Origin of the sequence: Spirochaeta thermophila DSM 6578 (genome assembly GCF_000184345.1) — a bacterium.
Taxonomy (GTDB): Bacteria; Spirochaetota; Spirochaetia; order Winmispirales; family Winmispiraceae; genus Winmispira; species Winmispira thermophila.
Genome location: NC_017583.1, coordinates 2,355,458 through 2,377,332, shown reverse-complemented (window position 1 = coordinate 2,377,332; position 21,875 = coordinate 2,355,458). Strand labels below are relative to the sequence as shown.

At 58.8% G+C, this 21,875-nt stretch carries 12 protein-coding genes, 3 tRNA genes and 2 pseudogenes; 9 read left to right on the top strand and 8 right to left on the bottom strand.

What is annotated here, in order from left to right; translation table 11 throughout:
- Window positions 1-73: 73 nt before the first annotated feature.
- Window positions 74-1,302 (bottom strand): annotated as a pseudogene (locus tag SPITH_RS10805) (IS256 family transposase).
- A 323-nt stretch (window positions 1,303-1,625) separates the two neighbouring features.
- Here SPITH_RS10805 and SPITH_RS10800 point away from each other — a divergent pair.
- The 4 genes and pseudogenes from SPITH_RS10800 (at window position 1,626) to acnA (ending at window position 6,955) form a co-directional block, all read left to right on the top strand.
- Window positions 1,626-2,780 (top strand): IS3 family transposase, encoded by a 1,155-nt coding sequence (locus tag SPITH_RS10800; protein WP_014625689.1) that lies wholly within the window; start codon window positions 1,626-1,628, stop codon window positions 2,778-2,780.
- Window positions 2,781-2,853: 73 nt separating this feature from the next.
- Window positions 2,854-3,999 (top strand): annotated as a pseudogene (locus SPITH_RS10795) (ISNCY family transposase); the annotation flags it as partial.
- Between the two features lie 129 nt (window positions 4,000-4,128).
- A tRNA-Val gene (locus SPITH_RS10790) sits at window positions 4,129-4,202 on the top strand.
- 128 nt (window positions 4,203-4,330) lie between these two features.
- Window positions 4,331-6,955 (top strand): aconitate hydratase AcnA, encoded by a 2,625-nt coding sequence (gene acnA, locus SPITH_RS10785; protein WP_014625687.1) that lies wholly within the window; start codon window positions 4,331-4,333, stop codon window positions 6,953-6,955.
- A gap of 59 nt (window positions 6,956-7,014) precedes the next feature.
- Here the strand turns inward: acnA and SPITH_RS10780 are convergent, their stop codons facing one another.
- Entirely contained in the window at window positions 7,015-7,713 is a 699-nt protein-coding gene (locus tag SPITH_RS10780; RefSeq protein ID WP_014625686.1) for a hypothetical protein, read from the bottom strand.
- Window positions 7,714-8,009: 296 nt separating this feature from the next.
- On the opposite strand from SPITH_RS10780, the gene SPITH_RS11855 reads away from it, so the two are divergent.
- Window positions 8,010-8,870, top strand: coding sequence for an IS1595 family transposase (locus SPITH_RS11855; RefSeq protein ID WP_014625685.1), 861 nt, complete (start codon window positions 8,010-8,012; stop codon window positions 8,868-8,870).
- 47 nt (window positions 8,871-8,917) lie between these two features.
- On the opposite strand, the gene SPITH_RS10770 is transcribed toward SPITH_RS11855, so the two are convergent.
- Window positions 8,918-11,071: a DUF5060 domain-containing protein gene (locus SPITH_RS10770; protein WP_245523393.1), complete on the bottom strand. Its 2,154-nt coding sequence runs from the start codon at window positions 11,069-11,071 to the stop codon at window positions 8,918-8,920.
- Between the two features lie 235 nt (window positions 11,072-11,306).
- Here SPITH_RS10770 and SPITH_RS10765 point away from each other — a divergent pair, with 235 nt between their 5' ends.
- Complete coding sequence (locus tag SPITH_RS10765; protein WP_014625683.1) at window positions 11,307-12,101, top strand: dihydroorotate dehydrogenase electron transfer subunit; 795 nt, start codon at window positions 11,307-11,309, stop codon at window positions 12,099-12,101.
- On the top strand, window positions 12,086-12,997 hold the full coding sequence (locus tag SPITH_RS10760; protein ID WP_014625682.1) for a dihydroorotate dehydrogenase: 912 nt from the start codon (window positions 12,086-12,088) through the stop codon (window positions 12,995-12,997). The genes SPITH_RS10765 and SPITH_RS10760 overlap by 16 nt, the downstream gene beginning before the upstream one ends.
- On the opposite strand, the gene SPITH_RS10755 is transcribed toward SPITH_RS10760, so the two are convergent.
- The 5 genes from SPITH_RS10755 to SPITH_RS11850 form a co-directional block, all read right to left on the bottom strand.
- Complete coding sequence (locus SPITH_RS10755; RefSeq protein ID WP_014625681.1) at window positions 12,954-13,670, bottom strand: endonuclease III domain-containing protein; 717 nt, start codon at window positions 13,668-13,670, stop codon at window positions 12,954-12,956. The genes SPITH_RS10760 and SPITH_RS10755 overlap by 44 nt on opposite strands.
- 96 nt (window positions 13,671-13,766) lie before the next feature.
- Window positions 13,767-15,209, bottom strand: a complete 1,443-nt coding sequence (locus SPITH_RS10750; RefSeq protein ID WP_245523392.1) for a cellulase family glycosylhydrolase — start codon at window positions 15,207-15,209, stop codon at window positions 13,767-13,769.
- A 203-nt stretch (window positions 15,210-15,412) separates the two neighbouring features.
- A complete protein-coding gene (locus tag SPITH_RS10745; protein ID WP_014625679.1) occupies window positions 15,413-17,773 on the bottom strand; it encodes a glycoside hydrolase family 9 protein in 2,361 nt (786 codons plus the stop codon).
- Window positions 17,774-17,898: 125 nt separating this feature from the next.
- Window positions 17,899-20,184, bottom strand: coding sequence for a glycoside hydrolase family 9 protein (locus SPITH_RS10740; protein WP_014625678.1), 2,286 nt, complete (start codon window positions 20,182-20,184; stop codon window positions 17,899-17,901).
- A 58-nt stretch (window positions 20,185-20,242) separates the two neighbouring features.
- A complete protein-coding gene (locus SPITH_RS11850; RefSeq protein ID WP_014625677.1) occupies window positions 20,243-21,544 on the bottom strand; it encodes a GH12 family glycosyl hydrolase domain-containing protein in 1,302 nt (433 codons plus the stop codon).
- Between the two features lie 154 nt (window positions 21,545-21,698).
- Here SPITH_RS11850 and SPITH_RS10725 point away from each other — a divergent pair.
- Both SPITH_RS10725 and SPITH_RS10720 read left to right on the top strand, forming a co-directional pair.
- Window positions 21,699-21,771 (top strand) — tRNA-Pro (locus SPITH_RS10725).
- Between the two features lie 6 nt (window positions 21,772-21,777).
- Window positions 21,778-21,851, top strand: a tRNA-Arg gene (locus SPITH_RS10720).
- The last annotated feature ends 24 nt before the right edge of the window (window positions 21,852-21,875 follow it).

Here is a 21,875-nt window from a genome sequence, read left to right as displayed (position 1 = left end):
GGATGTTATGCAAAATGCATAATTTATCATAATAATACGGGTACAAAAAAGCAAGCTGTGGGGGTAGGCACTGTCAAGGGGGAGTGTTGAAATTACGCTGGAGCTGATAAGGGGTGCGTCTCCCCACCTCTTGTATCACCTGCATGCCCACCACGTAGAGGCCTACCACCTCATCCGCATGGGCAAGACTCATATACCCGGGATACCGTCGCAGAAAGCTCCTCATGTGCCGAACCAGGTTCTCCGCAAGGTTGCTCGTCCTCACCTTCTTCTTCCACGCATAGGGTAACTCCAGATAGGAGAAGAGCCGCTCCTTCCGCCACAGGAGGGCGGCCGTCATCCGGGGAGCCTTCGGCGCCCACTTCTTCACGAATGCCTCACACGCACCCTCTGCCTCCTCCTTCCCTCCTGCCTCAAAGAGCTTCCAGTACTCCGCTCGAAAAGCTCGCCTCTCCTTCTGGAGGTCTGCGTTCTTCCCCTTCCGTTCCCCCATATCCTGCAGGAGCTTCTGTTCAAGCGTCCGCTGCAGGTGCCACAGACATATCTGCTTTTTCGCCTCGGGATACACGGTCTCCACCGCCTGCCAGATGCCTTCTGCCTCATCGGCCACCACCAGCTCCACCTCCTCAAGCCCCCGCTCGTAGAGCCCGGTAAGGAGTCGCTCGTAGCTCGCTCGGTCCTCACGCGCTGCAACGATCCAGTCAAGCAGCTCGTGTGTCCCGTCCTCCTTCACCCCCACGGCACTTAAGACCACCAGCTTCTTCTGATCGCTCCCCCGCCTCTTGGCCCATACCCCATCCAGCACAAGGGCCTTCACCCCGCTGAGGGGCCGCTTCCGCCACCGCTCTTTCTCTTCGCGAAGACGTCTGATGAGCCTCAGCAGGGTCTGCGGGTGAGCCTCTCCTATCCCCAGCTCCCGTAAGAGAATGGTCCACGTCCGCGCACTCATCCCTCCACATACCCAAGCAGAAGTTCCTCGGTGAGGGCCTTGAGCCTGTGCTCATAGGTCACCAGCCTCACCTCTTTCCCGCAGCTGGTACGGATACGCGGCACGCGTACCTCAGTAAGGGTTCCCCATGGGACCTGCACGGTCTTCCACTTCCTGTAGCCGTACCGGTAGTAGGAGACGTCCTCAGGACCTCCTCTGGCATATCGGTCTCTTCCCACTACCGCATCTCTGAGTGCCTCAAGGAGGCGCTCCAGGTAGCTCTTGTACGTCTGGAGGACGTGCTCCCGTACCTGGTCTTCCACTTGCCTCATCAGGCGAGAAAGGGTAGAGTGTGTCGCAGGTACATGTGTCATGGGGTATCTCCTCCTTAGCTGTAAGTGTGTGTTGGTGGGAGATACCCCTTATCTTTTTTCCCCGCCTTTTTCAACACTCGATGTTACAGTCCCGTGGGGGTATGAGTGTGGGTGGTGCGGGCGTTTCGTTCTCGAGAGGGTTTCGCCAAGGAGGACGAAGGGCTGTTGAAACTCAGTAATAATGTCACCCCTAGGACTCGATAAAAATGTCACCCCCTGAGAGAATGGGGGGATGATCGAGATGAGTCTAATATACTGCGTCCCGTAGGAGTGGACACGGAGAAATGGTAGAGGTAAGACTGGAATAAGGGAGGAGGACGCAGATGAAGAAGCGGACATGGACCACTGAAGAGAAACTTGCGATCGTCCTGGAAGGACTCCGAGGCGAACGGCAGATCGCCGAGATCTGCCGGGAACACCAGATCAGCCAGACGATGTACTACCGATGGCGGGACAGGTTTCTGGAAGGGGGCACGAGAGCCCTTGCAGACGGCAGGAAGGAGAAGGACACCTATCGAGCGAAGATAGAGCAGCTTGAGAAGATCATAGCGAAGCAGGCGATCCAGATCGAGATACTAAAAAACGAAGGAGCTGTTGGGGAGGTAGAGGCAGTGGAGCGGCTGGTGGGGGAAGGGTACCGGGTGAAGGATGCGTGTGAGGCACTTGGCGTGAGTCGGAGCCGGTACTATGCGAGGAGGAAAAGGGGGCAGAAGGTGGGGAAGAAGCGGGAGGAGAAGGAGAGGGACGATGGGCGGCTTATGGAGAAGATCAGGGATCTTGTGGGGGAGCATCCGTACTGGGGGTACAGGCGGGTGGCGTGGTGGTTGAGGAGGCGGGAGGGGGAGGAGGTGAGCGAGAAGCGGGTGAGAGGACTTATGAAGGGTGCGGGGCTTATGTGTAGACGGGAGAAGAAGAAAGCGAGACGTGGGAGTGGGCGAGGGAAGCCGGTGGCGAGGAGACCGAGGGAGTGGTGGGGGATCGACATGACGAAGGTGCTGGTGAAAGGGATAGGATGGGTCTATCTCGTGATCGTACTTGACTGGTACACGAAGAAGCTGGTGGGGTGGAAGGTGTCGGTGAGGGGGAGGAGTGAGGAGTGGCGTGCGGCGATGGAGATGGCGGTGGAGCGGGAGTTTCCCGAGGGGGTGAGGGGGAGAGGGCTTCGGCTGGTGAGTGACAACGGGAGCCAACCGTTGAGCCGGTCGTTCATGAAGGCGATGGAGGTATTGGGGATCGAACAGGTGTTCACGAGCTACAACAATCCGAAGGGGAATGCGGACACGGAGCGGATGATACGGACGATGAAGGAGGAGCTGTTGTGGCTGCGGGAGTGGGAGCACGTGGGGGAGCTGGAGGAGGCGGTGAGGGGATGGGCGGAGGAGTACAACCGGCACTATGTCCACAGTGCGCTAGGGTACAGGAGCCCCGAGGAATATGAGGCCCTTTGGGCGCAGATGCAAGGAGAGGAGGTCGCATGACCCCTTTCGGTACTACCATTTCTCCCTACCCTTTTTGTCTTGACTTAATGGGCGCAGTACACTAAAGGAATTAAAACGAGCGGAAGTGTTGGGGAAGATGGAAAGCCAAGGTCTGACGAACGAGCAGGTAGCGCAGATCTTAGGGGTGAGCAAACGGCAGGTGCAGCGGTGGGAGAAGAGGCTCCGGGAAGGGGGGATCGCGGGATTGCGGCATGGGAACCGAGGCAAACCGTCGGGGAATCGGAAGGAGGAGGAGTTTCGGCAGAGGGTGGTGAGTAGGTATCGGGAGAGGTACGGGGATTTTGGGTCGACGTTTGCGAGCGAGCAGTTGGCGAAGGAAGGTCTTGAGGTGGATCACGAGACGCTACGCAGGTGGCTGCTGGAGGAAGGAATCTGGGCGAGGAAGAAGAGGAGGAAGCCGTACCGAAGCCGGAGGAAACGGCGGGCCTGTTTTGGGGAGCTGGTTCAGTTTGACGGGTCCCCGCATGATTGGTTTGAAGGACGGCGCAGTGCCTGTTGCTTGATGGTGATGGTGGATGATGCGACGGGGATCACGTATGCGCGGTTCAGTGAACAGGAGACGAGCGCTGCGGCGATGCAGCTGCTGTGGGGCTGGGTGGAGCAGTATGGGATCCCGATGAGTCTGTACTGTGACTTGAAAAACGGCTACAAGACGCTGCGGGAACCGACGCTGGAGGAACAGTTGGCGGGCAAAGAGCCGAAAACCGCATTCGAGCGGGCGTGCGACAAACTGGGGGTACAGATCGTGAGTGCGTATTCGCCGCAAGCGAAAGGGCGGGTGGAACGGCGGAACGGGATTCTGCAGGATCGGTTGGTGAAGGAACTGCGTCTTGCGGGGATTTGTACGATCGAGGAGGCGAACCGGTACTTGTGGGAGACGTTCCTGCCTCAGTTCAACGAACGCTTTGCGGTAGAAGCGGAAGACTCGCAGGACGTGCATGTGCGATGTACCAAAGAAACGAAGCTGAAAGAGATCTTTTGCTTTGAAGCGAATCGAGTCGTACAAAAGGATTACACAATCTACTATGAGAGGCAGGTGCTGCAGATCAAGAACGACAAAGGCTTCCTTCCTCGGCCGAAACAGAAGGTCCTGGTTCGAAAATACCTGGATGAAACGATCTCCCTGTTCCATGAGAATAGGGAGTTGAAGTATGAGCGGGTAACTCCTGCACGGCGCACCAAACAGCGGGCAGGATGAAGAGAATACTACCCAGGGGGTGACATTTTAACTGAGTTAAAAAGGGTGACATTTTTATCGAGTCTTGACACAAGGAGGACGAAGGGCTTGCCATAGCGTGGAGATTGTGCTATCATCTCGACTCAAGAGGGGCGATTAGCTCAGTTGGTTAGAGCGCTGGTCTCACATACCAGAGGTCACTGGTTCGAATCCAGTATCGCCCAGGCTGCCCGGCAGGGCAGCTTTTTTTGTGCGTGGCGGGCGGCGTGGACAGGAAGGCCGGGTTTCGGGTAAGGTTGAGCCACGCGCTCGCCGTGGGTGGCGAGGTCTCATCACGTACAAAGGAGTGTCTATGGACCTGGTCGAGAGGATGTTCGGAGGGCGGCGTGTCCGCGTGGTGGATATGAGGGGCTTGCCGGTCGAGGGGGGGCTCGAACGGATGCCCTACAGCATGCGTGTGCTCCTGGAGAATGTGGCGAGGAGTGTGGCTCTGGGACGGATGGAGGGGGAGGTGGTGGCGCGGGTGGGGGCCTGGCGTCGCCATGTGGGTTCGGAGGTGCCCTATTTCCCGGCACGGGTGCTCATGCAGGACTTCACCGGTGTGCCGGCGGTGGTGGATCTGGCCGCGATGAGGGATGCGGTGGCCGGGAAGGGGGGGGATCCGTCCCGGGTGACGCCGCAGATCCCGGTGGACCTGGTGGTGGATCACTCGGTCCAGCTCGATTTCTGGGCACGACGTGATGCGCTCGATCGGAATGTGGAGAAGGAGTACGAACGGAACGGAGAGCGGTACCGGCTCCTCAAGTGGGCGGGGAGGAGTATGGCGAACTTCAAGGTGGTGCCGCCCAATTCCGGGATCTGTCACCAGATCAACGTGGAGTACCTCGCGCAGGTGGTGCGTGAGGAGGTGCGCGATGGGATGGTGCTCTGGTATCCCGACTCGCTCGTGGGGACCGACTCACACACCACCATGGTGAACGGGCTTGGTGTGATAGGGTGGGGTGTGGGGGGGATAGAGGCCGAGGCGGTGATGCTGGGTGAGGCCTACGTGATGCCGCTCCCGGAGGTGGTAGGGGTGCGACTGGTGGGGAGGATGCCCGAGGGTGTGACGGCCACGGACGTGGTGCTCACCCTCACGCACCTCCTGCGGAAGAAGGGGGTGGTGGGGAAGTTCGTGGAGTACTTCGGTCCTGCGCTTTCCCAGCTGTCGGTCCCGGACAGGGTGACGATCGCCAACATGGCACCGGAGTACGGGGCCACGATGGGGTTCTTCCCGGCCGACGAGCGCACGGTGGACTTCCTCCGGATGACGGGGCGTGAGGAGGCGGCGGCGAGGGCGGAGGCGTACCTGAAGGAGGCGGGCCTCTGGTACGGTTCCTCGGTGGAGCCCGAGTACTCAGAGGTGGTGGAGCTCGACCTGTCCACGGTGGAGCCCACGCTCGCGGGGCCGTACCGACCGCAGGACCGGCTTTCCAGACAGGATGTGCCGGTGCGGATAGGGGAGGAGTGCAGGCGTCTGGGAGCAGAGGGCGAGGGGAGGGTGGTGGAGTTGGGAGGGGAGCGGATGCTGGTGCCGCACGGCGCGGTGGCCATCGCGTCGATCACCTCGTGCACCAATACGTCCAACCCGGCGGTGATGGTGGGGGCGGGGCTCGTGGCGAAGCGGGCGGTGGAGCGGGGGATGCGGGTGCCCCGGTGGGTGAAGACGAGCCTCGCGCCGGGGTCCAGGGTGGTGGTGGACTACCTGGAGCGAGCGGGGTTGCTGGGGGCGTTGGAGGAGCTGGGGTTCTCGGTGGCGGCCTTCGGGTGTGCCACGTGCATAGGGAACAGCGGGCCGCTCCCCGAGGCCCTTGAGAGGGCGGCCGATGAGGGATTGCTACTCACATCGGTGGGTTCGGGAAACCGCAACTTCGAGGCACGGATCCATCAGAAGGTGCGGTTCAACATCCTCGCTTCACCCATCTATGTGATCGTCTACGCCCTCGCAGGCACGGTGATGAAAGACCTCACCAGGGAACCGGTGGGTAAAGACAGGGACGGCCGGGACGTGTTCCTGGATGAGCTCCTTCCCTCAGGCAAGGAGATCGCACGCCTGGTGGAAGAGGTGGTGGTGGGAGACGATTTCAGGACGCGGTACGCCCATATCTTCGAAGGGGATGAGCGATGGCAGAGGCTCGAAGGAGGGGAGGGCCTTCTCTTCTCATGGGATGAGGCTTCAACCTACATCAAGAAGCCGCCTTTCTTTGAGCTCGAGGGCCTCCCTGACCGGATCGAGCGGGCTCGCGTGCTCGGGTTTTTTGGAGACTCGGTCACCACGGACCACATCTCCCCTGCAGGGGCGATTCCGAAAGACTATCCTGCAGGCCGGTACCTCCAACAGCTCGGGGTGCGGCCCGAGGAGTTCAATTCATACGGATCCCGCAGGGGCAACCACGAGGTGATGATGCGCGGCACCTTTGCCAACATCCGCTTGAAGAACAGGCTCACCCCCGATGCCCCGGGTGGCTACACCCTTCTCTTCCCCGAGCGGACGCAGTCCTTCATCTACGATGCCGCAATGGAGTACGGACGGAGGGGCGTGCCACTCGTCGTGCTCGCAGGGAGGGAGTACGGTACCGGCTCCTCCCGCGACTGGGCGGCCAAGGGGACACGCCTTCTTGGTGTGCGTGCGGTGCTCGCCCAGTCGTTCGAGCGCATCCACCGAAGCAACCTGGTAGGTATGGGGGTGCTCCCGCTCTGCTTCCCCGAGGGGAAGTCGGCCAATGAGCTGGGACTTACCGGTGAGGAGGAGATTACCATAGAGGTGGGAACGCTCACCCCACGGAAGCGGTGCCTGGTGAGGGCAGAGAGGGACGGCCGTGAGGTGGTGAGGTTCGAGGCCGAGGCCCAGGTCTTCTCCCAGGTGGAGGTGGCCTTCCTCACCTCAGGCGGCCTCCTCTCCTACGTCCTGGGGAAAATGAGAAACTCTAAACCCTAAGAACAAAAAGAGGCCCGGCACCTGGTGCCGGGCCTCTTATGTGCAAGAAGAGAACCTGCTTACGGAAGCGGGATGATGGCCTGGATGAAGAGTGCGTCGAACTCGAAGAGGTTTGTAGTGACCAGCACGTCCAGCCGGATGTTGTCGGGCAGGTAGAAGTTGAGGATGAAGCCATTTTGGATGCCGAACGACCAGTCAGCTGTGGTTCGGGAGGTGCCGTAGTCGCCTTCTACCTTCGTGGTGATGGTTTCACTCGTGGTCACACCAGTACCATCTTTTTGGACCACGTGTACTTCTTGAGTGTCCACTTTGCTTGATTCGAAGGAGATGATGGGTGTCATGGACATCCAGCTTGCCAGGGTAACGCCGAAGACCCACTCCTTCTGTTTCCACTTGAAGGCCGTGCCGAGGCTCACAGGGAAGGAGAGCTCCACCGGATCCCCGTCGTTGTTGTTGTAGTACGTGGTAGTAGTGGTAGTGACGGTGTCTGCAGTATCGTTGAAGTCCCCGTCGTTGTTCCCGTCGTCCTTTACAACCTGTTCGGATGATTTCGAGTAGTAATCACTTGAAGGCCAGTAGCTGAGTCCCACGCCGATCCCTGGATTGAGGGCCAGATCCGCCCAGTCACCGAATGGGAAGTAGAGCGGATGATTCGCTCCTATATTAAGGTCGTATTTGAATATCCCCGCCCGCTCTGTAGTGAGGTCGGTTTGGGTGAAGCTGTTGATGGTGGCGAGACTCCCGACCGCGGGATTCACATTACTTATGCATCTCCTGTGATGTATACTTCCCGGGCAGGGGAAGCCTGGTGTCGAGGGAGAGGGTCACATCCAGCCTGTTCTTTGGATCGCTTCCGATGAGGGGTTGGAGGGAGAGGGTGGAGGCGATGCCGAGTTCAAGAGCGTTGAGTACGTCCTCAGCGACGTCGTCGTAGAATAGGAAGGAACCCCCGGGATCCGTGTACTGAGGGGTGGTTATTTCTCTTGGTGATTACCATTTTTGAGCCACCTGTGGTATAATGTGGTATAATACCGAAGAGAAAGGTGGCACGGATATGGACGTCGTAAGTCTTTCAACACTTGCAAGCGATAGAGAGAAAACGGTCTCCTATCTGAGAGAGAAAGGACTCCTCGTCACGCACACCCGGTGTCCCTTTTGTGGAAGTGAGCATATAGGCGAGGTGAGACGAGAGAAGTACAAGTGCTACCAGTGCAGGAAAGAGTGGAGCATACGACGAGGGAGCATCTTCGAGGGGACGAAGCTCTCCTGGGAGAAGATCCTGTGGGCAATGAAGCTCTTTGAGATGGAACTTACCGCCCACAAGGCGGCTTTGCAGTTACGGCTCTCCTATGAGGTGACGCTGAGGCTCTACACGTTGTTTCGGAAGGCGATATGGGTGCACACCCGGAAGGAGGGGAAGAGCCTGCTCGAAGGTGAAGTAGAGATGGACGAAAGTTATTTTGGAGGAAAGAGAAAGGGGAAGAGGGGGAGAGGGGCGGCAGGGAAGATTCCTGTGTTTGGGATTCTCGAGCGAGGGGGAAAAGTGCAGGTGGAAGTGGTGGAGCAGGTAAGTGCGGAGGAGCTTGTACGACTGGCAGTGGCCAAAGTGAAGCGGGGATCGCTTGTGTATACCGACCGGTTCAAGAGCTATGATGGGCTTGTGAGCTATGGATTCAGGCACAAGCGGATTGATCACGGGAAGCGATTTGCGAATGGGAAAGTGTACATCAATGGGATAGAGGGGTTTTGGAGTTATGCGAAAGGGCGGCTGCTCCAGCATCACGGGGTGAGTGTAGAACGTTTTCCGCTGTACTTGAAAGAATTGGAGTGGCGGTATAATCATAGGGAGGAGGATCTATTCGAGCTTCTGCTGGATGTGCTTAGAGAATACTCTCAGGTGGCAGATAATAGATAATCACCAAAAAGTTTCTATACGTTCTTCTTAAAGTGCCCGGTTCCCGTTCACTCCACCCGTCTCACCTTTCCTGCAAGGTGTTGTGAGAACTCCGGCACGACCACCTCCAGGAGGTCATCCGGGGTCGACCCGTCATCTTCCCCGATCAGCTCTCCGGTCTGAGGCTCGTACCACTCCACCCGATAGCGTCCCGGTCCCAAAGGAAGGTGGAGTACCGTGGATGGGAGCGGCTCCCATGTCACGTTCTCAAGTCCCACTCCCATGGCCCTGGACATGAGGCCCTCGAAGGAGAACGTGCGGTCCTTGATCCAGATCCATGCCTCCCCTTCCCTCGTGAGCATGTGGATCTGATAAGGCCCCACGTATTCCACGTCGCGGGGTTCCATCCCCTCGAGGGTCTCGCCCTCGAGAAATCGTGAGACCCCCCGGTAGAGAGGAAAGAGATCGTAGCTCTCAAGGTAGAGGTCCCACCACCAGAGCATCCCGGTCCCGGCCGCACCTGAGAAGATGCCTCCCCACAGGCCGTCCAGCCAGTGGATCCCCTCCGGATCGGGCACGTCCTCCGAGATGCCGAACTCTCCGAAGAGATAGGGTTTGTCGGTCCTTTCCCTCGCCCTCAGCACCCTTCCCACCATGTAGGGAGCCCAGTCCTGGAGCCCATAGCGGTGCTCCTGCACGATGTCCATGGAGTCCCACAGGGGGTCCCCTGCATCCACGGGCACGCTGTAACTGGTGGTCACGAGGTGCCGTCCCAGATCCTCTCTTCTGATGTACTCCGCCACCTTCTCCAGCCAGCGAGGGAAGGCCTCCTTCTGCATGATGCCGGTGGCGAGATCCGTCTCGTTCCATATCTCCCATGCAAATATGTGCGAGCTGTATCCCCATCGGGCGATGATGTACCGGAGCCGCTGCGAGAAATACTTCCATGCTTCGGGATCGCTCACGAACGCACCGGGACTCTCAAGGCCCCCCCCGAGCTTACTATTGTAGGGATTCTGGGACCACTCGGGATTCGTGCTCGTACTGAAGGCACCGTGGTTGAGGAGACAGAGCATCACGTAGATGCCCTTCTCTTCTGCGAGCCGGAGTACCCGATCGAGCTCCCAGGCCTGACGCTGCCTCCGATGATAGTTGCCCAACCCCGTATCACTCCACTCGATCCCGAATCCCCAGCTCGGCATCCAGATCCGGGCAAAATTCGCGCCATGGCGTGCCATCTCTGAGAACCACTTCTCGTAGGCCGCGATCCCCCGGTGGTCGTACCACGCAACGTTGGAACCGATGGGGATGCAGGACGTGCCATCCTGAAAGGCGAAGTATCGCGGATCCCTTTTGGACCGACCCACGTACCCCTTTCCGGGAGAGGGGGCTTGAAAGGGGGGAATGGGCGTACGGGATTCCTGGCCCCGATAGTTCACACGAACGTACTCGCCCCATGTTCCCTCCTCCGGGGCTATGAAGCGCACCCTGAACTCGCCCGGCCCGGCCATGCGGAGCAGGGAACCGAAGGACCTTGTGGTTCTCCGGTAGGGCACATAGTAGAACCCCGCCACCCGGTACGAATCTCCTCCAGGAGAGACGAATACCGCCTCCACGTCCACCTCATCGGGATCATAGGGGTTCTCCGGTACCACCCCTAGGGGAATCGTGAGCTCCACGAGCGGGTCCTCAGGAGAAGGGGTGTGGACGACCCTGACATCAGAGAGGAGTTCCCTCCCATCGGAGTCCCCTCCGACGAGAAACGTCCAGGGGGGCGGCTCCTCGCTCCTCGCACGCGCAATCCCCTCGAGCAATACGGTGCCGGCGGGGTTCTCAAGGCCGCTGATCCTCACTCCCAGCGCTTCCACATTCGAAAGAGGGGTGCTTCCCTCAGGAAGATCCATTCCCGGAAAGAAGAGTTCACCCCACAGATCAAACACCACCAGATGGGTTCCGGACTCGAGGCTCTTCCACGAGGTCTCCCACACCCTTCCGGCCTCATACAAGACCAGGGAGACCATGAGCCGCGCTTCGATACGACTCTCCATCCTGAGGGCAAGCGCCTCGCAGCAGGAGAAATCCGCCCCTCCGAGGAGAAGCCTCGGCTCCACGAATCCCTCTCCATCCTGGACGAACGACACTGCAAGACCCCCTCCTTCGGCACGGAGGGATGCCTCCTCCCCCCCCCCTGATCGTACGAGCTTCCACCGCGCAACGTCCATCCAGGACTCCTCAGCCACTAGTTCCCCAGGCCACTCCTCGCTCCCTGTCGGGCTGACACAGGAGGAGAATATCAATGTCCCTATACACATGAACGCGACACCCCATCCCACCGAACGATACATCGAAACCTCCAGAAAAGAAATCGGTTTCTAAGCTATAGTACCTCTTCTTCCACCCTTCTTCAATCCTCTCCCCTTGGAGGAAGCTTCGTTCTCCTCTATACTCAGGAAACGTATGAATCACGATCTTCACGTAGCATACACGTCGGTTGAGATACTGGAGCAGAGAGAGATCGCTCGTTGCTACTACCTTCTCGAGTTCTCGTATCCCCCTACCGCCCCAGAACCGAGACCCGGCCAGTTCTTCACCATGCGCATAGGGAACGGCCCGGTGCCCCTCCTGAGGAGACCGTTCGCCTTCTCCTCGTACCGCAACGGGAGGGCGGCCTGCATCTACCAACGAAGGGGGCGGGCCACCACCATGCTCACCACCCACCGTGCGGGCGATGTGGTGGACATCATCGGTCCCCTGGGAAGGCCCTTTCCATTAAAGCCCTCCTATTCCCGACCACCCGTGCTCGTCTCAGGTGGCATCGGCATAGGCCCCATACTCTTTCTCTCTCGTACCCTCGAGAAGCAAGGGATCGATCACCTGCTCGTCCTCGGGGCCCGGAACGCCGACCTTCTCCCCTCACACCAGCCGTCTCGCCCGACAGAGCTTGTCCTCTGTACCGACGATGGGAGCACGGGCTTTTCCGGCACCACGGTGGACTACCTTTCATCGCGTGGAGGACTGGGACCTGAAGTCGTCCTCTATGCCTGCGGCCCCACCCCCATGCTCAAGGGGCTCGCCCGGCTCGTGGAGGCCACAGGTGCGGAGCTGTGGGTCTCGCTCGAGCAAACCATGGCGTGCGGGGTGGGGGCCTGTCTCTCGTGTGTGGTGCCTACCACGGGGAGCACCCGCTACGCCCGGGTGTGCACCGAAGGCCCTGTCTTCAACGCAAAGGAGATCGCATGGACCTCTCTGTGAAGATAGGCGGGAAGCTCCTTCCCAATCCGGTGGGAGCTGCCTCCGGCACCATAGGGTATGGGAGTGAGTACGAGGCACTCGTGGACTATCGCACCCTCGGCGCCCTCTACACCAAGGCCATCACCCGCGAGCCGAGAGAAGGGAACCCCATCCCCAGGATCGTGGAGACCACGGCCGGCCTGCTCAACTCCATAGGCCTTGCGAATGTGGGCATGGAACGCTTTGTCACCGAGAAGTGGACCTACCTCAGAGAGCTCCCCTGCCCGGTCATAGGCAACATCGCAGGGAGCGATCCAGAGGAGTACGCAGAGGTCATCTCATTCCTCGAGGCCCACACCGATCTCTGGGGGTACGAGATCAACATCTCCTGTCCCAATGTGAAGAAAGGGGGCATCACCATAGGGACCGAGCCCACAACAGTGGAACGCCTCACCAGGACATTGAGGGACCTCACCCCCAAGCCCCTCATCGTGAAGCTCACACCCAACGTCACCGACATCACCGAGATCGCCCGGGCAGCAGAGGCCGGGGGAGCCGACGCCCTTTCGTGCATCAACACCGTGGTGGGGATGGCGATCGATATTCACAAGAAGCGTCCTGTCATTCCTCAGAAGACTGCAGGACTCTCCGGCCCTGCCATAAAGCCCATCGGTCTGGCGGCGGTCTATCGGGTACGCACCTCGGTGCGCATCCCCATCATCGGTATCGGGGGCATCATGGAGCCCGAGGACGCCATAGAATACCTCCTGGCCGGCGCCTCTGCGATACAGGTGGGAACCGCCCTCTTTGTAGACCCCCACACCCCTGATCGCATCCTCAAGGGAATCAAGTCCTACATGGAGCAGGAGGGATTCACCTCGCTCCAGGACTTTCACCGCTTCTGGCCCGAGTGGTAGAGTCGTCTCCCAGACCGCCCCGCTCTTCTTCACCTCGCGAGACCACCCCACGCCTGAGGCAGAACGGTGCGAGCCTGCAGGACTCGCACGCAGGCCTCCTCGCAGTACATACTGCCCGTCCGTGTCGATTGATGCGCATGGAGAAGGGATACTGCTTCCCGGGAGGAATCCACGAGGCCAGGTCTCGCTCGATCCGCTCCGGCGTTCGCTCCTCGGTGAGCCCCAGCCTTCTCACCACGCGGCCGAAGTGGGTGTCCACGATGATCGCAGGCCTTCCGTAGATGGTACCCCTGATCACGTTCGCGCTCTTCCTCCCTACGCCGGGAAGGAGAAGCAGATCCTCCATCCGCTCAGGCACGCGACCTCTCCAACGCTCGTGCACGAGCCGCGCGGTCTCCTTTATGTTCCGGGCCTTCATCCGGAAGAACCCCACACTCCTCACGAGGGTCTCGATCTCCTCCGCCGGTGCCTCGGCGAGATCCTTGGGAGTGGGAAACCGTACGAAAAGCTCCGGAAGGATGAGATTCACCTGCCTGTCCGTGGACTGAGCCGAGAGGATCACCCCCACCAGGAGCTGGAAAGGCTCGGCGAACGAGATGAAGGAAGACGTATCGGCATACTCCTCTTCGAGTATCCTATAGATGTGCTCGAACCGCTCTCGTCTCTCGTGCATACTTAACTGTTATAGTAAAGATCTTGAATCCGTACAAGCGCAAGAAAAGGAGGGGGCGCACACCCCCTCCGCCTCCTTTCTCTAAGAGTTCCCGCCTCACTTTATCTCCACATGTCCCCACGAGACGCCGCTCTTGTAGTGGATGTACCAGTAGCCGTCCGAGGCTGCTGGTATCTGGTGCTGCGCCACCCATACGTTGGTATAGTCGGTCCCGTTGATCTCCAGCAGGTCCAGGTTCCACGAGTTCACGTATCGGCTCCAGTCGTTCGGATCCGTGGAGAACTGGTGGGTCTTCCAGTAGTACTCACCCCCCCCATCGTAGGTGAAGGGAAGCGTGATCTCGGTGTACTCCCCGGAAGGTGTGGGAGTAGGCGTAGGTGTGGCAGTAGGCGTCGGAGTGGGAGTCGGAGTAGGAGTGGGCGTGGGAGTAGGCGTCGGCGTAGGAGTGGGTGTCGGCGTGCTGGTAGGAGTGGGTGTGGCCGTGGGCTGCGGCGGATTGGCCAGATAGGGCCTGATGAGGTTGTACTTCGCCTCGTTCACCGTCACCCAGTCGTCCTTGAGGATGCCTCCCGTATCCCCCGAGTTGGGATTCATGCACCAGAACGTCCACGAGGCCTTGTTTCCCACATAGGCCATGAAAGTGGTGAACCACTGGTAGGCAACCGAGGAGGGATCAGCAGCAGACTCCTCCTTGATGCCGAACTCCCCTATGAGTACGGGGGCGATGTTCTCCTTGTAGATGAACCAGAAGTGCTCATCCCAGATCGCAGGCATGTTGTCCGGAAAGGTAGGATCGCTGAACCAGGCCTGATTGTAGACCTCGGGCCCATACTCATGGGGAGAATAGATGAGGTTCTCCGCAGGGATGGAGGTGATGGGATAGTCCCTCACGCCTTTGAGATTGCCGCCCCACCAGTAGGTATCGCCCTGATACTCCTCTACCCCTTCCACGATGATGTAGAGATTCGGGTTCTCCGCAAGGATGGCCGCAGCACACCGCTCGGCAGCTGCCTTCCAATCGGTATCGCCGTACTCGGGGAGGGTGTATCCCCACGTAGCCGGCGGCTTCATCCCGGTCCCGGTATTCCCGTGCGGCTCGTTGTTGAGATCGGCTCCTATCACATTGGGGTAGTTCTTATACCGACGCACCATCATCACCCAGTCCGAGATCCACCTCTCCTCAGGATACTCGTCGGTATACCAGAGGGTTTCGTTCATATAGCCATCAGCGGCCCGGGAGTGGTTGTCGAGGATCACGTAGAGACCGAGACGGTTGGCCTCCTCAATGATCTTGTCGAGCACCTCGAGGGACGAAAGCCCTTCGAGATCCAGATTGAGTCCCTGCTCCCCGGTGTAGGGATCCACACCCGAGGGATTGATCTGAATGCTGTTCGGTGCCTTACCTATCATCTCGTTGGCCCACGGGATTCTGATACAGTTGAACCCGAGATCCGCTATCTGCTTGAGCATGGACTTGTAGTCCCTGGCCCAGAGCCCGTGCACCACGTAGTTGCCGGTCTCGAACCCGAACCAGTTCACACCTGTAAGACGACCGACTGAAAGGCTAGTGGCTCGGGAAGAGGTGTTCTCCTCCTTTTCAACATTCCCGAGGAAGGGGAACGCACATCCTACTATCAATCCAAGACTCAAAAGCACGATCACTATCCATCGGCCTACACGCATCTCACACCTCCAAACAAAAGAGGGCGGCGAGGGCATACACCCTCACCACCCTGTAGGCTTTACTTGATCTCCACATGGCTCCACGAATAGGAAGCCTTGTAGTGGATGTACCAGTAGCCATCAGACGCAGCCGGGATCTGGTGCTGCGCCACCCACACGTTGGCATAGTCCGTCCCGTTGATCTCGAGCAGGTCCAGGTTCCACGAGTTCACGTACCTGCTCCAGTCGTTCGGATCCGAGGAGAACTGATCGGTCTTCCAGTAGTACTCACCTGCCCCGTCATACGTGAAGGGGAGAGAGATGAGCGTGTACTCTCCAGTCGGAGTCGGGGTCGGGGTCGGGGTCGGAGTCGGGGTCGGAGTCGGGGTCGGAGTCGGGGTCGGAGTCGGGGTCGGAGTCGGGGTCGGAGTCGGGGTCGGAGTCGGAGTCGGAGTAGAGGTAGGAGTAGGCGTGGGAGTTGGCTGTGTGCCATCAGGTTCCACACCGAAGATAAGAGTAGTGCCATCATACACTGGGATGTTCGGAGTCTTGGTAATCTCGGTTGAACTCAACGGGAGGCCTTGATACGAGGGATCATTTGTGGGATCCCAGAAGGAGGTGCCACTGGGTGCAGCGATCCTCATCTGGATCTCTCCGGCATACTCGCTCTGACCACCGGGATAGATCTGAGTGCCATCATTGAACTTCACTTCCACATAGTAGATATTTCCCGCGTAGTGAACAGGTCCAGTGATGGTAACCGGGAACTCCACGTAGTTGGTACTGATAGTGATGTCATTCACCGTATATCCTGCAGCAAAAACTTCAGAGAGGTCGATAAAGTACCGGAACCGGAGGTCGTTGATCACACGCGCAGGCCAGGCAGACCGGTTGTTCACCAGTACCTTCACCTCGGTGAAGTTGCTCCCTGAGGCATTGAGGCAGGCCTCGGTGAAGAACTCATCATCTTCGTAGTGGGTACGCGGCTCAGGCGGCGGGAAATCAGCAAGAGGCTGCCCACCATAGAAATCATACATCTTCGCGAGGGCTCCGACGAACCCCGCGTTGTAGTCGCACGCCACCTCGTTCGTCTGGTAATTGCTTATGTCGTCGGTGTAGTTGCCGCTCTGATCAGGTCCACCCACGAGCGCACCGTAGAGGATGTGTCTGTGATAGGGAGGCACACTCTGGCTGTCGGCCCACGAACCGTGGGAGGTTCTGTGGTGAGGATGTTGAGGCGCATTCTCGCCGAACCCTACCACGTAGCTCCCGTTCCGTTCGTTCATGCCGAGGGCGTAGTTGATCTGTTTCTCGGCAAACTCACGATACACCTGTGCCTTCTGAGGATCTGCACCCGACCAGTCGGAATACACGAAGGCGAGGAATGCCGCAGTGGTGGCATACCGGAGGCTTCCCCACTGATCGAGCCAGGCAAGCCCGCCGGGAGTGTAGCCCTTGGCACCGTCCACCCACCAGTCGAGGTGCATGTGCACAAAATCTATGTACTCCTGCTTGCCGGTGAGCTTCGCGAGAAGAAGGAGACCACCATAGTGCACGTCATCCCAGCAGTGTCCCCACTGATACTCGATGTCCTCTGTCTGTCCCTGTCGATTGAGGAGCGGCACGTAGCTCTCAGCCTTCGTGAGGTACGAAGCGTCGCCTGTGGCAATGTAGAGCCAGATGGCAGCCCACATGAGCTCGTCGATGGGACCGCTCCAGGAATTATAAAACCCTGATGCGGCGGTGTAGTTCTCATCACTCCTGTCCGCGTCTGCCCGCGCAAAGAGCTGCTCCGCCTTCTGAAGGTACACAGTATCACCGAAGATGTGGTGCCCCAGAGCCAAGGCAGCCGCAGTCTGCGCCATCACAGCCGAGAGTCCATGGCTCGCAGAGTAGGCCGGACGATTGCCCGCCTGCTGTTCGAGGTGGATCACCTCGACCGGACCCCACCAGCTGTGATCGTTCCCGCCATCTCCTATCTGGTAGATGTAGGTGTTCCCATCCCAGCAGTTGGCCAGGTAGTCGAGGGTGAACTTCACGTTCCGCTTGAGGATCTCCAGCTGGCCTGCATCGGCAAGGGCAGCACCATACTCATAGATGGCCCACTGGAGCATGCTCGCGGTGTAGGCCATGGGAAGGTTGAACTTCACGTGGTCTCCGGCATCGTACCAGCCGCCGAGTACCGCATCCTGCATGGTGGCATCGCCGCGCCACTCTACGCGGTTCCACTCGGGAAGGGGACCGGCCTGCTGGGCCTCATAGAAGTAGATGGCCTTCTGGAGCGCCTCCCCGTAGTTGAAGTGACCTCCCGCCTGAGCAACTCCTCGGGAGACCATCCTGGAGCCTTTCACCTCTCCATCCGGAGAGAAGAAGGCACACGAAGAGATGAAGATCACTCCCATTAGGAGTAGCAGAAGAATCTTTAAAAATCTCTGCTTCATCTAATACCTCCAAAATCTCTAATTTGCCCTAGGGCATCCGCTATTATAACATGCTACTTGGTGTCGTAAATAAACCAAACGGGTTATATAAAAGGGGGAGACTGCACGTCTCCCCCAACCAGAGGCTACTTGATCTCTACATGCCCCCAGGAGACGCTGCTCTTGTAGTGGATGTACCAGTAACCGTCGGATGCGGCAGGAATCTGGTGCTCCGCCACCCACACGTTGGCATAGTCCGTCCCGTCGATCTCCAGCAGATCCAGGTTCCACGAGTTCACGTACCGGCTCCAGTCCACGGTAGTGGAGAACTGATCGGTCTTCCAGTAGTATTCACCTTCACCGTCATACGTGAAGGGAAGAGAGATGAGCGTGTACTCACCACCAGGGGTAGAGGTGGGAGTCGGCGTGGGAGTGGGGGTAGGTGTGGAAGTAGGTGTGGCTGAGGGTGTAGAGGTCGGGGTTGGTGTAGGTGTGGGGCTCGGCGAACCTCCCTTCGGAGGTTCGGTTCCGAAAATCAACTCCCCATCCCTATAGACAGGGATGTACTCTGTCATCACATCCGGTTCGGCTGTGGGGAGCCCCTGGAATGAATAGTCGTTCGCAGGATCCCACACCGAGGCGTTGTAGCAGGCGAGGGCGAACTGGAACTCCACCTTTCCATAGAGCTTCGAACCGGGCCAGCTTGCCTCCACATAGTAGATATGGTTCGCCTCGTCCCATGGTTTGATCTCCGAAAGGGTACCATTCGAAGGCCCATAGTACACCGATGCAGTCACATCATCCACGGTATACCCGGCATCATAGAGCTCGGAGAGGTCGAAGAAGTACCTGAAGGAGAGTCCTGTCTCCCAGTGAGGAGGAAGGAGCGAGTCATTGTGGATGTAGGCCTTGATGACCGTGGCCTGATTTGTTGTCTCGTACACATACGCACTTACGGAATAGGGGACATGATCCTCAGGTTCGATCCCGGGCGTGGGCTCCGGGGTCTGTGCTGCGCCGTAGTACTTCACTATGCCCGCAAGGGCACCCACGAAGCCTGCATTGTAGTCAATCGCCACCTCGGAGTGGTCGTACTGCTCTATGTCGTCGACATACTCGTCGTTCATGTCAGGTCCACCCACAAGGGCCCCAAAGAGGAGGTGCTTCTCGGGATCCTTCTTCGACTCGTTCGCAGGAGGAGCTTCCAGCCTCCCGCTCGCAGCCCTGTGGTGCGGGAACTTGGGATAGTTTTCGCCAAACCCTACCTCATATGAGAGTCCTGCAGGATTGTCACCCAGGATGTAGTCGATCTGGGACTTGGCAAAATCGAGGTAGGCCTGGTCATGGGAGACCTTGTCATAGTAGACGAGGGCGAGCATCGCCTCGGCCGCGGCATAGCGGAGCACTCCCCAGGAGTTGAGGTAGCAGAGTCCGCCCGGAGTACGCGGTATATCGTTCATCCAGTAGTTGAGGTTCCACTCGGCAATCTCTCTATAGAGGAGTCTGTCACTGATCTCCGAAAGCTTGACGAACACCCCACCCCACACATCATCCCAGCAGTGGGTCCAGCTGTTGTTGTAACCGTTCTGTTCGTCTATGCCTTTCTCCTCCAGAAACCCCTCCACATCCTGCATGTAGGAGGCATCCCCGGTGGCGATGTAGAGCCAGATCGCACCCCACGTGAGCTCATCCAGATAGCCGGACGATCCGTAGAACCCGCCGCTCTCGCTCAACCCCCGATAGGTCTTTCCGAACTCGTAGAGGCTTTGCGCAGCCTCGAGGCACTGCTGGGCATAGGAGGGATCGACATCCTGGTAGTTGAGGTACATGAGGGCCAGGGCCGCAGCGGTTCCCCCTGCGATATCCGAGGCAGGGGTCTCAGGAGTGGCCACGTAGAGCGCAGGCCGGTCGGTATCCTGAAGCTCAGGTGGCCCCCAGTAGCTGTGATCGACCGTACCGTCACCCACCTGATAGTAAAACGTCGTGGGATTGGGGTAACACTTGAGGAAATAGTCGGTGAAGTGCTTGAGGATCTTGAGGATGTACTGATCCTGGCCTGTCTCAACAAAGACATCCTTGAACTCGTAGTAGGCCCAGCCAAGGGTGGAGGCGGCATAGGCCTGGGGAAGTCCGAACTTCACGTGGTCCCCGGCGTCGTGGAACCCCCCCGTGAGGTCGAGACCCACATCGGCCCCATCCTCCCAGTGACAGGGGCCTCGCCACGCGAGGCGATTCTCCCCTGCATCAGGACCACACCAGTTCGCCTCGTAGAAGAGGATGGACTTTGCAAAGGCATCCACATAGTTGAACGAGGCTGCAGCACGCGAACGAACACCGGAGGAGCCCGTCTCCCCCTCGAAGAAGACCCCACAGAAGGCAAAGAGGAGGAGGAAGGCCCCCAGCATGCCGATGACGATGACACACCGTTTCATACAACCCTCCTTAAGAAGGAATCAGGGGAAGGGAAGACTCCCTTCCCCCTTGCCTGCGTTACTTCATCTCCACGTGGCTCCACGGATAGGAGCCCTTGTAGTGGATGTACCAGTAGCCGTCCGAGGCTGCTGGAATCTGGTGCTCCGCCACCCACACGTTGGCATAGTCCGTCCCGTTGATCTCCAGCAGATCCAGGTTCCACGAGTTCACGTACCTGCTCCAGTCGTTCGGATCCGTGGAGAACTGGTGGGTCTTCCAGTAGTACTCACCCGCCCCATCGTAGCTGAAGGGAAGCGTGATCTCGGTGTACTCCCCGGAAGGTGTGGGAGTAGGCGTAGGTGTGGCAGTAGGCGTTGGAGTGGGGGTGGGCGTGGCGGTGGGGGTCGGAGTCGGCGTAGGAGTGGGGGTCGTCCCTCCACCACCTCCGAGGATGGGAGTGGTGGTGTACTCGAGCTGGAGGTCGTACACGTGCCATGCGAGCTGCGCGTTGAGATAGTCGGGGGTCCCGAACTCGGTGCCAAGCTCCACACTGGTGAAATAGAGATTCTCCCAGTCGGCCCTGTTGGAGAGGGATCGTGCCCTCTGGATGAAGGGGGCCCAGTTGAACCGCACCGTTCCCTCACTTACGGGAGTGGTGGGCCTGAAGGCGAAGTACTCCCATCCGCCGTTCCCTACCGCATCCGAGCGCCACACCTCGAACGTCATGTCCCGCGTCTGACCGTTCACCTCGATGGGCACCGTGAGCGTGTCCACCTGGGAACCCGCCCCCTGGAGGCCGTAGTAGTTGAACCACACCATAATCTCAACCTCATCCGAGCGTACATCTCGACCTCGACTGGTATCTCTTGTGAGCCATGTCTCGAACGGGAAATTAAAAGGAAGCTCGGGATCAAGACGCTGGATAGAAAAGTCTACTGTGGTATAGAAGTCATTGAGCTCGGAAAGCTTCCGAGGCAAGGGCACCGGTCCATCCTGAGCAGGTCCCACGGTATTCCAGATTTTAATTCCGTACCATATCTCTGGATATGCATGTACCCAACCCGACGGGTCTTCCTGCTGGATATTGGAAAGATCGATCTGCACATCCAGATCAAACCCCTCTGCATCATCGAAAGTCATGGTGACACTTCCAGAACCTCCCACGACATTCCAGAGATTGGGCTCAATCACCCAGTTGACCTGCCCATCACCATCGGAATCGATGGTGGCTGAAGGATACCGGTTGCTACTGGTAGCAGTGACAGTGGTCACCGCTCTCGAGACCAGGGATTGATCCCCTGTGACATCCACTGGCCCCAGAGAACAGGCCACCAGGGCCAACACCAGGAGAATGCCTCCCCCATAATAGAGCAGTTTCATAGAACACCTCCCCACGATGGTTTGTTGTGTCATATTACCATCCGGACGGAAAAAGAGAATAAACTTCGAGGGTGAGGGGCTAAACTTCCTGGGTGATCGCCTATGAGCCATTGTCTTGACCTGAGAAAGAAGGTTTTTGTATACTTTCCCGCACCGGGATGTAGCCTAGTGGCTAAGGCGCCTGCTTTGGGAGCAGGAGATCGGAGGTTCGAATCCTCTCATCCCGAGACCGTGCGCCCATAGCTCAGCTGGATAGAGCAGCTGCCTTCTAAGCAGCGGGTCAGAGGTTCGAATCCTCTTGGGCGTATCCCCGCCGGCTGGCGGGGCTTTT

Coding starts and splice junctions, on each gene's coding strand:
- SPITH_RS10770 (WP_245523393.1), bottom strand. CDS start 11,071: ATGGACGTTGCGCGGTGGAAGCTCGTACGATCAGGGGGGGGGGAGGAG.
- SPITH_RS10755 (WP_014625681.1), bottom strand. CDS start 13,670: ATGCACGAGAGACGAGAGCGGTTCGAGCACATCTATAGGATACTCGAA.
- SPITH_RS10765 (WP_014625683.1), top strand. CDS start 11,307: ATGAATCACGATCTTCACGTAGCATACACGTCGGTTGAGATACTGGAG.
- SPITH_RS10760 (WP_014625682.1), top strand. CDS start 12,086: ATGGACCTCTCTGTGAAGATAGGCGGGAAGCTCCTTCCCAATCCGGTG.
- SPITH_RS11850 (WP_014625677.1), bottom strand. CDS start 21,544: ATGAAACTGCTCTATTATGGGGGAGGCATTCTCCTGGTGTTGGCCCTG.
- SPITH_RS10740 (WP_014625678.1), bottom strand. CDS start 20,184: ATGAAACGGTGTGTCATCGTCATCGGCATGCTGGGGGCCTTCCTCCTC.
- SPITH_RS10745 (WP_014625679.1), bottom strand. CDS start 17,773: ATGAAGCAGAGATTTTTAAAGATTCTTCTGCTACTCCTAATGGGAGTG.
- SPITH_RS11855 (WP_014625685.1), top strand. CDS start 8,010: ATGGACGTCGTAAGTCTTTCAACACTTGCAAGCGATAGAGAGAAAACG.
- acnA (WP_014625687.1), top strand. CDS start 4,331: ATGGACCTGGTCGAGAGGATGTTCGGAGGGCGGCGTGTCCGCGTGGTG.
- SPITH_RS10800 (WP_014625689.1), top strand. CDS start 1,626: ATGAAGAAGCGGACATGGACCACTGAAGAGAAACTTGCGATCGTCCTG.